The sequence below is a fragment of the Parasedimentitalea denitrificans genome, assembly GCF_011813015.1.
GTDB lineage: Bacteria > Pseudomonadota > Alphaproteobacteria > Rhodobacterales > Rhodobacteraceae > Parasedimentitalea > Parasedimentitalea denitrificans.
Window position 1 is genome coordinate 33,078 of the sequence record NZ_QHLQ01000019.1, and the last position, 13,713, is coordinate 46,790.

Genomic DNA, 13,713 nt, shown 5'->3' on the forward strand with positions numbered 1-13,713 from the left:
GATGAAACGGACGAGTATCCTTTTCCAGATTGTTGTGTCGATGGCACTTGCGGCTGTTTTAGTTGCTTTTGTCGTTGGTGATCTGGCTCGTCGCTACGAAACACAGCGACTGACACAACAACTGTCTGAACAGGCGGACCTTACGGTTTCGTTGCTGGGCGGACTGATGCTGGATGCCATTATCGTCGAGGATGTGCCGGTACTGGAGACAGGGTTGAACGAGGCGATCTCACGCAATCCCAAAATTTTGGGAATTCAAATCCTGAGTGAAGACCGGACAGTAATTGCCGAGGCCCATACCATCGCATGGGACGAGCCGCGGAGTTTCGTCATGTATGATCGGCCGCTAGAGTGGGAAGGCATGGTGCCTGCTCATATGGTCGTCAAATGGTCGACCAGTGAAGGCCAGGTTCTGCTTCAGAAAACGGTGCGTCAGACAATTTTGTGGACGGGCCTGACAGTTGGCGCGCTGTCCTTACTGGTTTTGTGCTTAATCCATATTCTGGCCATGCGGCCTTTGCATATGATTCACCAACGAATGTCAGATGCAATTTCAGGGCTGAAACGACCATCGATACAACTCCCTTGGTATGCTTCACGCGAGTATTCGGCACTGAATTTTTCGGTTGGAGTGCTGGAGGACACATTTACAGAGCGGGACGAACGCGAGTTTGCCCTGGAGCAGGCTCGCGAAGCGGCGGATGTCGCCAATGGGGCCAAATCTGAATTCCTGGCCAATATGTCTCATGAAATTCGCACCCCAATGAATGGGGTTATTGGCATGGCAGAGCTGATCCTAGAGACAGATCTGGACGAAGACCAAAAGATGTACGCCGATACCATTGCCACATCCGGTTCGGCGTTGTTGACGATCATCAACGACATTCTCAACTTCTCAAAGATTGAATCCGGCAAAATGAAGCTGGAGCTTGATACCTTTAATCTGCAGACCGCCATTGAAGATGTGGTGACATTGCTGTCGCCGGCTGCGGTCGACAAGGGGGTCGAAATAACCCTGCGGTATGATCCTGATTTGCCAACAGTTTTTGAGGGTGATGTCGGGCGCATCCGCCAAGTGGTCACCAATATCATTGGCAACGCAGTTAAGTTCACGCTGGAAGGCTATGTCTTCATCGAAGTTTCCGGTGGGGTGAGCGGTGATCTTTGCGATCTGACCATATCGGTCACGGATACTGGCATTGGCATCCCCGAAGACAAGATCGACCATATCTTCAACGCTTTTGAACAGGTGGACGGTGCCGCTACTCGGAACTTTGAGGGCACAGGTCTAGGTCTTGCGATCTCAACCCGGCTATTGCGACTGATGGGTGGGGAGATTTCAGCTCGCTCTAACCCGGGAGAAGGGTCGGTCTTTACGATGCAGTTGCCGCTGCTGGCCAGTGGCGAAGACTGTGAACCGGTCTGGGTTGATAGTCTGGACCTGAAAGGTTTGAAGGTTCTGGTTGTCGATGATCTTGAACTGAACAGAACGATCCTTTTTGAGCGCCTGACGACCTGGGGAATTCACTGCACATTGGCGTCTTCCGGAGAGGAAGTTCTAGAGATTTTGGCGGCAGCCCGGGAGCGCGGTGAAGCGTTTGATCTGGTGCTGCAAGACTATCAGATGCCGGGTATGGATGGGCGGGAACTGGCCATCCGGATACGCGCCATTCCGGAGCATGCCAAGTTGCCACTGGTGATCCTTTCGTCGGTTGAGCAGTCGCTGGATTCAGAGACGAAGCAATTGCTTTCCCCGTGTGAACTGGCCCTGAAGCCGGTGCGATCAGCGCAAATGCATAGTGTGATCAGCCGCTCGTTGCACTTGGCACCAGAGCCGCCTGTACCTAACCCCGAGATTGCGACTGGGGGACAGCAAGGGAAATTGTTGCGGGTGTTGCTGGCTGAGGACAATAAGACCAATCAATTGGTAGTGCGCAAAATGTTAAAGGATGCTCCGGCTGAAACTATTGTCGCTGCAAACGGACTTGAGGCAGTGCAGATGTACCGCGATACCTGTCCTGATGTGGTTTTGATGGACATGATGATGCCTGAAATGGATGGGTTGGAAGCAACCATGATCATTCGCGAGTATGAGGATGCGCACAATATTGCCCACTGTCCAATTATTGCGCTGACCGCCAATGCGATGCCTGCTGACAAAGACAAATGCTTGCAGGTCGGCATGGATGGTTTCCTGAGCAAGCCAATCAACAAAAAGGCCCTGTGGGGCGCGATTGCGAAAAACACCGAAACTTCAGTTGTGTTGAAAACCGGAACCTGACCCCAGGGTCAGGTAGAGGGGCTGCGAAACAGCAGGTTGGCAACGTTGGATACGGCGAACAGTATTGCTGCAAGGCATACAATTGTTGGCCCTGTAGGGGTGTCAAAAGTAAACGCCAGTTGCAATCCACCAAAGGCTGATATGCTGCCAATAAAGGCCGCCATCAGCGCCATGCGTTCCGGGGTGGAGGCAAAGGGCCGGGCCGTTGCAGCGGGAATGATCAGCATCGCGGCAATCAGTAAAACGCCGACAACTTTGATGGCCACTGCGACAACCAGGGCTAGGGCCAAAGTCAGAACCAGTTGTTCGCGACGTGGGTCAATTCCGGCGGCATAGGCCAGATCAGGATTGAGTGTAGCAGTCAGCAAGGCCGACCAGCGCCACCATAACAAGCCTAGGACAAGCAGGGCTCCACCCCAGATCACCGTCAGATCCATCGGGCCAACGGCCAGAATCTCGCCAAACAGGTAGGCCATCAGGTCAATTCGCACACCCTGCAAGAACGACACAGCCACCAGACCAAAGGCCAGCGCTGAATGGGCGAGGACGCCCAAGACCGTATCCATGGCGTAGCCTCGGTTGCTGAGCGTGGAAACGGTGGCGGCCATTAACAGCGAGACAATCAACACCCCTGCAAAAATCGACATTTCAAAGCTAAGTGCCAGCGCCACCCCTAGAATTGAGGCATGTGCGGTGGCGTCGCCGAAATAGGCCATTCGACGCCAAACGACGAAACACCCAAGTGGGGCAGCAGCGATGGCAACCCCAAGTCCGGCCAGCGCCGCGTAGATTAGAAAGCTGTCGAACAGAATCATTCTGCGGCCTCGTGATTGTGGTGGTCGTGATCGCAGTCGCTGTCATGCGAGTGGTTGTGTTCATGGCGGTACAGCGCCAGCGCCCCATGGGTTCCGGTGCCGAATAGCGCACGATATTCGGGGGCCGATGCAACCTGCTCGGGTTCGCCCTCGCAACAGACATGACCATTCAGGCAGATCACCCGGTCCGAGGCCGCCATGACCACATGCAATTCATGGCTGACCATCAGGACAGCGCAGCCCAGTTGTTGGCGAACGGTTTCGATCTGCTGATAGAAAGAGGCGGAACCGGGTTGGTCCAACCCTTGGGTTGCCTCATCCAGAATGAGCAGTTGCGGATCACACAGCAGGGCGCGGGCCAGCAGAACCCGTTGAAACTGCCCGCCGGACAGGCGCGACATTTGCCGATCTGCCAGATTAGCCGCACCGGCCCGGTCAAGAGCTGTCTTTGCGACGGAATTGGACACGCGTTTAGGCAGGCTTAGGAACCGGCGCACAGTCAGGGGCAGGGTGGCGTCGATATGCAGCTTTTGCGGAACATAGCCGATGCGCAGGTCGGGGGCGCGGTTGATCTGGCCAGAGCTGGGCTGCAAAGCGCCAATGATGGATCGCAAAAGCGTTGATTTACCCGAGCCATTTGGCCCGACGACTGTGACGATTTCACCTTTGGTGATGCTAAAATTGACATCGGTCAGAACGGGATTGCCGCTGTGGCGAACGCTAAGGTTCTGTAACGTAACAAGGCTCATGATGCGGGGTGGTCCTGGCATTTCGGGCACAGGCCTTCGACTTCGACCACAGTGCCTTCGATCTGAAAGCCGACCTCTTGTGCCAGTTGCCCCAATTGCCCCTCGTTCAGGTTGGTATGAGTTTCGGCCACGGCGTTGCACTGGCGGCAGATCATGAAAATGGGCGCGTGTCTTTCGCCTGGATGGGTGCAGGCGATAAAGGCGTTCAGCCGCTCGATTTTATGGGCGAAACCATGTTTGACCAGAAAGTCCAACGCGCGATAGGCGACTGGGGGTTGAGAACCAAGACCTTCGTTTCGAAGGTGGTCTAGAATATCATACGCCCCAAGAGACTGGTGTTGTTGCAGCAGAATTTCCAAAACGCGGCGACGTACCGGGGTTAGCTGTAGCCCCTGTTCACTGCAATGTTGATCCGCCGCTGCAACGCAATCGCTGATGCAGTTTGCATGGTTGTGCGTTGTAAAGCCGATGGATCCCATCTGTCACGTCTCCGCTGGGTTAGGTCATTTAGCGCTTGATATGTTATAGTATGACATTTAACAAGCCGTGTAATGTTATAAGATCACATGAGGCGCTTTATGTTACGAACAACTGCAATCACAGCCATGGCAAGTTTGCTATTCACCAGCGCGGGGCAGGCCGATGTGCCGCGTGTTGCGACAGATATCGCTCCGGTGCATGGGCTGGTTGCGCGGGTGATGCAAGGAGTGGGGACGCCGGACCTAGTGGTGCAGCCGGGGGCTTCGCCGCATGGTTATTCGATGCGCCCGTCCGAGGCTCTGGCCCTGAACCGCGCGGATTTTGTATTTTGGATGGGCGAGGCGCTGACTCCGTGGCTGGAGGGATCAGTTGAAACGCTGGCCGCGGATGCAACTGTGGTTGAGTTGCTGGACAGCGACGGGGTGATTGCTCTGCCGTTCCGAGAAGGCGCGCGGTTTGCGGCACACGACGATCATCACGCAGAAGAGGGTCATGAGGATGCGCATGAAGAGGGCGAACATGACCACGACGGCCATGAGGATGCTCATGAAGAGGGTGAACACGACCACGACGGTCATGACTACGGGCACGAAGACGGTGGTCATGACCACGATCACGGGCATGAGGGTGTAGATCCACATGCTTGGCTATCACCAGAGAACGGCAAACTGTGGCTAGATCTGATCGCTACTGAGTTGACAAAGCATGATCCAGATAACGCCGAGGCCTACCGTGCGAACGCGGTGGCGGGCAGGGCAGAGATTGATCAGGCTGTGGTTACAGTCGACGCTGGATTGGCACCATTGCGGAGCGGCGGCTTTGTGGTGTTCCATGATGCCTATCAGTACTTTGAGGCCAGTTTTGACCTGTCGGCACTGGGGGCAATTTCACTTAGCGACGCGTCGTCGCCCAGCCCGGCACGGATCGCCGAGGTGCGAGATACGGTGGCAGAACTGGGGGCAAGCTGTGTGTTCTCGGAACCGCAGTTCAATCCGGGATTGGTGGCGACGGTTCTGGATGGGACTGGGGCCAAGACAGCTGTGATTGATCCGATGGGAACAGAGATTCCGCTGGGGCCGCAGTTTTATACGACTTTGCTAATGGATCTGGGTCAACGTATGGCTGACTGCTCTTAACAAAATGCAACAGCCCCGCCGCAAGCGACGGGGCTGTTGTTTGATGTGCGACCTGACGGATCAGGCGTCGTCTTCGTATTCCGACATTGCTGGGCAGGTGCAGACCAGGTTGCGGTCGCCATAGGCGTTATCAACCCGGTTGACCGGCGACCAGTATTTGTCGACACCCAGAGAACCTGGAGGGAAGCAGGCCACTTCGCGGGTGTAGGGACGATCCCAGTCACCCACCAGATCCCGCACTGTGTGTGGTGCGTTTTTCAGTGGGTTGTTCTCGGCGTCGATCTTACCATCGATGACATCCTGCGCCTCGGCCCGGATGGACAGCATCGCATCGCAGAACCGGTCTAGCTCGGCTTTGGGCTCTGACTCGGTTGGTTCGACCATCAGCGTGCCAGCCACTGGCCAGGACATGGTTGGTGCGTGGAACCCGCTGTCGACCAGACGTTTTGCAACGTCATCAACAGTGATGTTGCCCGCATCCGCCAGAGGGCGCGTGTCGAGAATACATTCGTGTGCCACGCGACCGGTTTTGGATGTGTAAAGAATGCCATAGGCATCTTTCAGACGGGCCGCGATGTAGTTGGCGTTCAGAATGGCAACCTTGGTTGCTTGGGTCAGACCTGCGCCACCCATCAGCAGGACATAGGCCCAGCTGACCGGCAGGATCGATGGCGAACCGAAGGGGGCTGCCGAAACCGGACCAACTGCGGAACCATACTCGGGGTGGCCGGGCAGGTGCTCGATCAGGTGAGATCTGACACCGATCGGACCCATGCCGGGGCCGCCGCCGCCGTGAGGAATGCAGAAGGTTTTGTGCAGGTTCAGGTGGGACACGTCGCCGCCGATTTTGCCGGGCTGGGCAAGGCCCACCATGGCGTTCATGTTGGCGCCATCGATATAAACCTGACCGCCGTGATCATGAGTGATCTGGCAAACCTCTTGCACGGTTTCTTCGAACACACCGTGGGTGGACGGGTAGGTGATCATGCAGGCAGCCAAAGCATCGGAATGCTTTTCGGCCTTCTCGCGGAAATCAGCCAGGTCGATGTTGCCGTCTTCATCCGCTTTGACCGGAACCACCTTGTAGCCAACCATCTGGGCGGTGGCGGGGTTGGTGCCGTGCGCCGAAGTTGGGATAAGGCAAACGTTGCGGCCACCCTGACCGTTGGCCGCGTGGTAATTGCGGATAGTCAGAAGGCCGGCGTATTCACCCTGCGCACCCGAGTTGGGCTGCTGGGAAATGGCGTCGTAACCGGTGATCTGACACAGCTTGTCGTTCAGATCGTTGATCATCTCATGATAACCCTGCGCCTGATCCTGCGGCACAAAGGGGTGCAGGCTGGCGAACTCAGGCCATGTTACTGGGATCATTTCCACTGTGGCGTTCAGCTTCATTGTGCAAGAGCCCAGCGGGATCATCGACCGATCCAGCGCCAGATCGCGGTCAGCCAAGCGACGCATGTAGCGCGTGATCTCTGCCTCGGCCCGGTTCTTGTGGAAGATCGGGTGGGTCAGATACTCGCTTTCGCGCAGGGCGTAATCTGGCAGACGATAGGCGCGGTTTGCAACGCTGTCGTCTTTCTTGTCGATGCCAAAAGCACCCCAGACGGCTTCGATTGTTTCTGGGCGGGTCTGCTCGTCCAGGCTAACGCCGATCTTGGTTTCGCCGATCTTGCGCAGGTTGATGCCACGGGCAACGGCGGCTTCCATAACGGTTTTCTGCAATGGGCCAACTTCGACAGTGATGGTGTCAAAGAAGACTTCTGGTTCAACCTTGTAGCCGTTTTCTTCGAGGCCTGCAGCCAGACGCGAAGTTTTGCGGTGCACGGACTGGGCAATCGCTTTGATGCCATCAGGGCCGTGATAAACCGCATACATGGACGCCATGACAGCCAGCAGCGCCTGAGCGGTACAGACGTTGGAGTTGGCTTTTTCGCGGCGGATGTGCTGCTCGCGGGTTTGCAGCGCCAGGCGGTAGGCCTTGTTGCCGTGGGAATCGATCGACACACCAATGATGCGGCCTGGCATAGAGCGCTTGAGCTTGTCAGTGGTGGCCATATAGGCGGCGTGTGGACCGCCATAGCCCATCGGAACACCAAAACGCTGGGTCGAGCCGATGGCGATATCGGCACCCATTTCACCAGGCGATTTCAGCAGCGCCAGTGACAGGATGTCGGCGGCAACAATGGCGAGGCCTTTGTTAGCATGCAATGCGGCGATTTCGTCAGTGAAATCACGCACATGACCGTAGGTACCGGGGTACTGGAAGATGGCGCCAAAGACGGTTTCGGCGACCAGCTCATCTGGGTTAGCAACGATAACCTCGACACCCAGTGGTGCGGCACGGGTTTTGATCACGGCGATTGTCTGCGCGTGACAGTTGGCGTCGACAAAGAAGGCTGCGTTATTGGCCTTGGAACGGCTGCTGCGCTTGGCCATGGCCATAGCTTCGGCAGCGGCGGTTGCTTCGTCCAGCAGCGAGGCATTGGCAATGTCCATGCCGGTGAAATCGCTGACCATGGTCTGGAAGTTCAACAGTGCCTCAAGACGGCCTTGCGAGATTTCTGGCTGATACGGAGTATAGGCGGTGTACCAGGCAGGATTTTCCAGGATGTTGCGCAGGATAGGCGCAGGCGTAGTGGTGCCGTAATAGCCCTGACCGATCAGAGAGGTCAGCACCTTGTTCTTGCTTGCGACCTCTTTCATGTGGAACAGCGCGTCGCGCTCGGTCATGGCAGGACCCCAGTCCAGGGCCTCGGCCTGACGGATCGAGGCTGGGACCGTTGCGTCGATCATCTCGTCCAGGGTTTTAAAGCCAATAACCTGCAACATGTCAGCCATTTCACGTGGGCTGGGGCCAATGTGGCGGCGGTTGGCAAAATCATAGGCTTCGTAATCGGTCAGCTTGAAGGCCATGGGGGTGTTCCTTTGGAAGGGTCTGCGCGTGCCGGGGCTTCGAGAGCCTCCGGTGGGGAGTTTGTGGTGAAGCGGAAACTGTCCGGGGGACAGTTTCCACCTCAAACGGGCGGAGCCCAAATTTAGCCGATGAAGGCTTTGTAGCCATCCAGATCCATCAGATCTTCTAGCTGATCCGCGTTGGTTAGCTTGATCTTGTAGATCCAAGCGTCGCCTTCGGGGCTTTCGTTCAGGGAACCTGGGTTGTCTTCGAGAGCGCCATTGGCTTCGATGACTTCACCGTCAACTGCGGCATAGATTTCTGAGGCGGCTTTGACGGATTCGATAACGCCGATGTCGTCGCCTTTTTCAAAGTCGTCGCCGACTTCTTTCTGCTCGACAAATACGATCTCGCCCAGCTGGTCAGCGGCGTGTTGGGTGATGCCTACGGTGGCGGTTTCACCTTCAACGGTCAGCCATTCGTGCTCTTCGGAATAATAAGTTGTCATTGTTCGGCTCCTGGACTTTAGCGTTTGTAATTCTGGGTGACGAAAGGCATTGCAGCGATTTCAGCAGGTTGCGTCTTGCCGCGAATGAGAAGATTGACTTGTGTTCCTGGTTCGCTGTGTTCGGTTGCGACATATCCCATTGCAACCGGCGCGCCAACCGTTGGACCAAATCCGCCCGAGGTGATGGAGCCAATGGTGTTGCCGTCGGCATCTTGTACTTCGACACCGGCACGGGCGGGCGCGCGGCCTGTTGGTTTGATGCCAACCAGTTTCTTGGAAACACCTTCGGCCAGATCACGCTGGATGCGTTCGGCACCAGGGAAGCCACCTTCTTCGCGGCGGCGTTTTTGCATGGCCCAGGTCAGCGAGGCCTCGACCGGCGAGGTCGAGTTGTTGATGTCATTGCCATAGAGGCACAGGCCGGATTCCAGACGCAGGCTGTCGCGGGCGCCAAGGCCAACGGGTTCGCAGTCGTCATGGGCAAGGAAAGCGCGGCAGACCTCGACGGCTTTGTCTTCGGGGATGGAGATTTCAAAGCCGTCTTCGCCGGTGTAGCCGAGGCGTGAAATGCGGCATTCGACGCCGTTGATGTCGGCAACCATGGTCTGCATGAATGTCATTTCACGCGCAGCTGGGCAGATGTCGCCAACTACGTTTTCAGCGGCAGGACCCTGTACCGCAACCAATGCGCGGTCAAAAATTTCGGTGACTTCAACACCATCCAGGTTTTTCGCCATGTGCGGGATGTCCTGATGACGCATGGATGCGTTGACGACCAGGAACAGGTGATCGCCGGCGTTGGCCACAATCAGGTCATCCATGATGCCGCCGTCGGGGTTGGTAAAGAAGGTGTAGCGCGCTTTGCCTTCTTTTAGAGTGGTCATCGCGGAAGGCACCAGTGTTTCCAGCTTTTCGGCTGCACCTTCACCGCGCAGGATCACCTGACCCATGTGGCTGACGTCAAATAGACCGGCCTTGGTGCGGGTGTGGTTGTGCTCGCCCATGATGCCCATGGGGTATTGTACTGGCATTTCCCAGCCGGCGAAATCCACCATCTTGCCGCCAAGTTCAACGTGCAGATCATATAACGGGGTACGTTTTGGCGCGTCAGTCATGGCGGGTGTCTTTCTGTTGGGTGCGGTTCAGGGGTGCAGATTTCGAGATGTGGCGGCTGTTGTGGACCCTGCCAGAGTTTGGCCAATTCTGACCTGCTGAACAACCGTGGATCATTTTTGGTCTGGTTAAGGTCATCTGATGGCCTCGGGAAATGGCGGGTTCAAATCAACAGTGTATGCGCTTGTATACGTATAGAGCGTATAATGTTCCTTTAGGAAACTTTTTCCCTATTGGCAACAAAATTGATTGTAAGGTTGTTTTGACAGTGTGAAAGTCGGGATTAAACCGCCTGAAGATAGGAGAAAATGCGCATGGAGCCGGTTCAGACAGAAGATGCAGGCCCCGTGGCTGAGGGGAGGGAAGCGCCCGATGGGCAGGTTTTGGGCCAGATGATTCGCTCTGCGCGCAAGGAAAAGGGGCTGACGCTGGAGGACGTGGCAAAGATGGCTGCGATTGGCCGGTCTACGTTATCGAAGATCGAAAACAACCTGACCAAGCCCAGTTTCGATATCATTCGGCGACTGATGCAGGCGCTGGATCTGAAAACGCCACAACTGTTTGTGCAGTCAGGCAAAAGCGATATCTCGGGGCGCCGGGACTATACGCTGACCGGCAAGGGGGAGCATCAGGAAACCGCCACCTATGACCACGAGCTGCTGTGTACTGAGCTGACCAGCAAACGCATGCTGCCTTATATCAGTACGATCAAAGCCCGCGATGTGAGTGAATTTGAAAGCTGGGTCCGCCATCGTGGCGAAGAGTTCATGTATGTGATCAGCGGTTCGCTGACATTGTATACTGAACATTACCGGCCGCTAGAGATGCGCGCTGGTGACAGTGTCTATTATGACAGCGGCATGGGGCACGGCTGTGTGTCCACCAGTGATGAAGATGCGCGAGTACTGTGGGTGTCGTTGGAGATGTGAGCAGGCCGGTGGACTGATTCCGGTCGCCGTTTAACATAATCCAAATTACCGGCGAATTGGGTTTGGCCTGCGCTCATCCCATCAGGCTCAGATCACTGCGAGGTCCAGACGGTCATCGGTTGATCCAGCCCTCGAATTTCCTGATCGGGTTGTCGGTCAAACGGGACTACCAAACTGGTGTCGATATTTTCTGTTTGGATTTGCTGACGGAGCGACTCGCTTATTACGATGTTCGACTGCAACTCTCGGGTCATGACTTCGAGCCGAGCTGCCACATTCACGGCTGTTCCGATCACTGCGTATTCCAGCCGGTTTGCGCCGATATCACCCAGAACCGCCTCACCATAATGAATGCCGATGCCGACGTTTATCTCTGGCTCACCGGCACGGCGTCGCGCCAGGTTCCATTGGTTTAGCGCCGAGATCATGTCGCGGGCACAGGCCAATGCGTTGGTGGCATCCTGAGTGCCAGCCATGGGGGTGCCAAAGGTCGCCATCAAACCATCGCCTAGATACTTGTCCAATGTGCCATGGTGACGGAACACTTCGCGTTCCATCCGGCCATGAAATCCGCGCAGCAGTTCGATCACTTTCAGGGCGTCCTGCCCGGCGGCCAGACGGGTAAAGCCGATTATGTCGATGAACAGAACAGCGACATCCTGCCGACGCACTTGTTTCAAGGGGTCATCGTTTTGCGATAGTTGGTCCACCACGTTGGGCGAGAAGTACCGCGATAGATTGGTGCGTTCCCGTGTCAGGCTGGCATTGTTCATCAGCAGTGCATTGAACCGGCGGACTGAAAACCCAAGGATCACGGCAACGATGAGAAAAACCACCACTTCCTGGACCCTCATGTGAACCATAAAGTTGGTGGGATCCATGAAGCGTATCAACAGATCATTGCCTGCAAATGTATCAGCTGACTTTTGCTTTAGCGCCTCATCCACTGGGGACAGCCACCAGGCCAGGGTGACGCCTGTCATCCATATTCCTGCGGACCAAGTGCCAATGGCGATTACCGTGCGCCAAGAATAGGCCAAGGTGCCGGCTGCCAGAATGACATAGAAATAGATGAAGTTATCGAACCGATACTGCATTGCGATCGGGAAATCCTGCGGCGCAAACGGGTTGGGTATCACCATCCCCAATGTCATGATCAAAAGGTCCATAAAGATCAGAAACAGCTCGGCCTTCGACCGGCCGACTTTCCCCAGCCGGCCCATCAGCCAGCCATTAAGGCAAAGAAGGGCCAGTATCCCATGGTAATAAAGGACGTCCCAGGCCGGGTTAAGAAAGACCAGCATCACCCCGATAAGAGGCATCGCAATCCACCGGGCGCGAATGGCCCATTCCAGCCCTCGGCGTTTGTGGGTCGCTAGGGTGTCCTCGACATAGGCATTATCGGCAACAACATCAGCAAGATCTACGTGCCGTTTGGGGCGGAAGGATGACTGGGGCGCAACTGTGGTGTCGGTCATGGCTGTTCCTTTGGGACGAAGCCTAGATATGCCCGTACTAGATCAAAAGGAACCCCCCTAACCAATGCGTGAATCAAAAGACCCCGCCTGACAGGCGGGGCAAGGTATGGTGCCGCGTGATGAGACACGGGCACCGGCGGTGTGGCTGAGTTTTTGGTATTGGTTAGATCAGGCCTGCATCTCGGCGCGGATTTGTTGACGCAGGACGTCAATCGGCACCGTCTTGCCGTCACGCTTAAAGCACCAGTAGGTCCAGCCGTTGCACGAAGGTGCGTTTTCCAGCTTGGCGCCAACCTGGTGGATCGAGCCTTTGACGTCATCGCCAACCAACGTGCCATCTGCGCGCACCTTGGCCTTGTGGCGGCCATTCATGCTGAGCAGCTGTTCACCTGGGCGCAGCATGCCGCGTTCGACCAGCTGGCCAAATGGCACCCGTGGTTCGGCGCGCTTGGAGGTGGAAACCTGCAATGCATCGCGGTCGAACTTGCGGACCGAAGCGATACGCTTTTCGGCCACCTTGCGGTATTCTTCTTCGCGCTCGATGCCGATGAACTCGCGGCCCAGCATTTTGGCGACGGCACCGGTGGTACCTGTGCCAAAGAATGGATCCAGCACAACGTCGCCGGGATTGGTGGAGCCAACCATAATCCGGTGTAGCAGGCTTTCTGGTTTTTGGGTTGGATGGGCCTTTTCGCCGGCCTCGTTCTTTAGACGCTCGTGGCCGGTGCAAATTGGCAGCACCCAGTCACTACGCATCTGGATACCTTCGTTCAGCGACTTCAGCGCTTCGTAGTTGAAGGTGTATTTGCCGCCTTCGGCCTTGGACGCCCAAATCATGGTTTCATGCGCATTGGTGAAACGCTTGCCGCGGAAGTTGGGCATTGGGTTCGACTTGCGCCAAACCACATCGTTCAGGATCCAGTAGCCTTGATCCTGCAGGGCCGAGCCAACGCGGAAAATGTTGTGGTATGAACCGATCACCCAGATCGCGCCATTTGGTTTCAGCACACGACGGGCGGCTTTCAGCCAAGCCTTGGTGAACTGGTCATAGGCGGCAAAGCTGGAAAACTGGTCCCAATGGTCGTCAACGGCGTCGACCTGACTGTTGTCAGGACGGTGCAGCTGACCCTTCAGCTGAAGATTATAGGGTGGGTCTGCAAAAATCAGATCGACTGACTCCGCAGGCAGACTGTTCATCACATCGATGCAGTCCCCACCAAGAATCGTGTTTAAAGGGAGCGCGGCTGCGCTCTTTACCATAGTTTTGTTCATGTCTCTGCCTCGATGCCACGGCGTATTTTTACGCTCATTTGGTTATCCACAGGATG

Annotated in this window: 11 protein-coding genes; 3 read left to right on the plus strand and 8 right to left on the minus strand. The window is 56.1% G+C overall.

Annotation, left to right across the window (positions count from 1 at the left end; genetic code table 11):
* Position 1 precedes the first annotated feature (1 nt).
* On the plus strand, positions 2 to 2,281 hold the full coding sequence (locus tag DL239_RS16505; protein WP_167685202.1) for a response regulator: 2,280 nt from the start codon (positions 2 to 4) through the stop codon (positions 2,279 to 2,281).
* Positions 2,282 to 2,289: 8 nt separating this feature from the next.
* Here the strand turns inward: DL239_RS16505 and DL239_RS16510 are convergent, their stop codons facing one another.
* From DL239_RS16510 to DL239_RS16520, 3 genes are read right to left on the minus strand one after another with little or no spacing between them, the layout of a single operon-like run.
* Positions 2,290 to 3,096: a metal ABC transporter permease gene (locus DL239_RS16510; protein ID WP_167685203.1), complete on the minus strand. Its 807-nt coding sequence runs from the start codon at positions 3,094 to 3,096 to the stop codon at positions 2,290 to 2,292.
* Positions 3,093 to 3,845 carry an ATP-binding cassette domain-containing protein gene (locus DL239_RS16515; RefSeq protein WP_167685204.1) on the minus strand — a complete coding sequence of 251 codons (753 nt, stop codon included), beginning with the start codon at positions 3,843 to 3,845 and terminating at the stop codon, positions 3,093 to 3,095. The genes DL239_RS16510 and DL239_RS16515 overlap by 4 nt, the downstream gene beginning before the upstream one ends.
* Complete coding sequence (locus DL239_RS16520) at positions 3,842 to 4,324, minus strand: Fur family transcriptional regulator (RefSeq protein ID WP_167685205.1); 483 nt, start codon at positions 4,322 to 4,324, stop codon at positions 3,842 to 3,844. The genes DL239_RS16515 and DL239_RS16520 overlap by 4 nt, the downstream gene beginning before the upstream one ends.
* 99 nt (positions 4,325 to 4,423) lie before the next feature.
* On the opposite strand from DL239_RS16520, the gene DL239_RS16525 reads away from it, so the two are divergent.
* Positions 4,424 to 5,461, plus strand: coding sequence for a zinc ABC transporter substrate-binding protein (locus tag DL239_RS16525; RefSeq protein ID WP_167685206.1), 1,038 nt, complete (start codon positions 4,424 to 4,426; stop codon positions 5,459 to 5,461).
* A 60-nt stretch (positions 5,462 to 5,521) separates the two neighbouring features.
* On the opposite strand, the gene gcvP is transcribed toward DL239_RS16525, so the two are convergent.
* From gcvP to gcvT, 3 genes are all read right to left on the minus strand, one after another.
* Complete coding sequence (gene gcvP, locus DL239_RS16530; RefSeq protein WP_167685207.1) at positions 5,522 to 8,377, minus strand: aminomethyl-transferring glycine dehydrogenase; 2,856 nt, start codon at positions 8,375 to 8,377, stop codon at positions 5,522 to 5,524.
* 122 nt (positions 8,378 to 8,499) lie between these two features.
* The gene (gcvH, locus tag DL239_RS16535; RefSeq protein ID WP_167685208.1) at positions 8,500 to 8,865 is read right to left on the minus strand and encodes a glycine cleavage system protein GcvH; all 366 of its coding nucleotides are present in this window, start codon (positions 8,863 to 8,865) and stop codon (positions 8,500 to 8,502) included.
* A gap of 17 nt (positions 8,866 to 8,882) precedes the next feature.
* Positions 8,883 to 9,980: a glycine cleavage system aminomethyltransferase GcvT gene (gcvT, locus tag DL239_RS16540; protein WP_167685209.1), complete on the minus strand. Its 1,098-nt coding sequence runs from the start codon at positions 9,978 to 9,980 to the stop codon at positions 8,883 to 8,885.
* 312 nt (positions 9,981 to 10,292) lie between these two features.
* On the opposite strand from gcvT, the gene DL239_RS16545 reads away from it, so the two are divergent.
* Positions 10,293 to 10,907, plus strand: a complete 615-nt coding sequence (locus DL239_RS16545; RefSeq protein WP_167685210.1) for a helix-turn-helix domain-containing protein — start codon at positions 10,293 to 10,295, stop codon at positions 10,905 to 10,907.
* 92 nt (positions 10,908 to 10,999) lie between these two features.
* Here DL239_RS16545 and DL239_RS16550 read toward each other — a convergent pair whose 3' ends face one another.
* Together DL239_RS16550 and DL239_RS16555 are read right to left on the minus strand one after the other, a co-directional pair.
* Positions 11,000 to 12,385, minus strand: coding sequence for an adenylate/guanylate cyclase domain-containing protein (locus tag DL239_RS16550; RefSeq protein WP_167685211.1), 1,386 nt, complete (start codon positions 12,383 to 12,385; stop codon positions 11,000 to 11,002).
* 168 nt (positions 12,386 to 12,553) lie between these two features.
* A complete protein-coding gene (locus tag DL239_RS16555) occupies positions 12,554 to 13,657 on the minus strand; it encodes a site-specific DNA-methyltransferase (protein ID WP_167685212.1) in 1,104 nt (367 codons plus the stop codon).
* Positions 13,658 to 13,713 lie beyond the last annotated feature (56 nt).

Excerpts from the sequence above, each read along its gene's own strand:
- DL239_RS16505 (WP_167685202.1), top strand. The coding sequence starts at position 2 with ATGAAACGGACGAGTATCCTTTTCCAGATTGTTGTGTCGATGGCACTT.
- DL239_RS16510 (WP_167685203.1), bottom strand. The coding sequence starts at position 3,096 with ATGATTCTGTTCGACAGCTTTCTAATCTACGCGGCGCTGGCCGGACTT.
- DL239_RS16515 (WP_167685204.1), bottom strand. The coding sequence starts at position 3,845 with ATGAGCCTTGTTACGTTACAGAACCTTAGCGTTCGCCACAGCGGCAAT.
- DL239_RS16520 (WP_167685205.1), bottom strand. The coding sequence starts at position 4,324 with ATGGGATCCATCGGCTTTACAACGCACAACCATGCAAACTGCATCAGC.
- DL239_RS16525 (WP_167685206.1), top strand. The coding sequence starts at position 4,424 with ATGTTACGAACAACTGCAATCACAGCCATGGCAAGTTTGCTATTCACC.
- gcvP (WP_167685207.1), bottom strand. The coding sequence starts at position 8,377 with ATGGCCTTCAAGCTGACCGATTACGAAGCCTATGATTTTGCCAACCGC.
- gcvH (WP_167685208.1), bottom strand. The coding sequence starts at position 8,865 with ATGACAACTTATTATTCCGAAGAGCACGAATGGCTGACCGTTGAAGGT.
- gcvT (WP_167685209.1), bottom strand. The coding sequence starts at position 9,980 with ATGACTGACGCGCCAAAACGTACCCCGTTATATGATCTGCACGTTGAA.
- DL239_RS16545 (WP_167685210.1), top strand. The coding sequence starts at position 10,293 with ATGGAGCCGGTTCAGACAGAAGATGCAGGCCCCGTGGCTGAGGGGAGG.
- DL239_RS16550 (WP_167685211.1), bottom strand. The coding sequence starts at position 12,385 with ATGACCGACACCACAGTTGCGCCCCAGTCATCCTTCCGCCCCAAACGG.
- DL239_RS16555 (WP_167685212.1), bottom strand. The coding sequence starts at position 13,657 with ATGAACAAAACTATGGTAAAGAGCGCAGCCGCGCTCCCTTTAAACACG.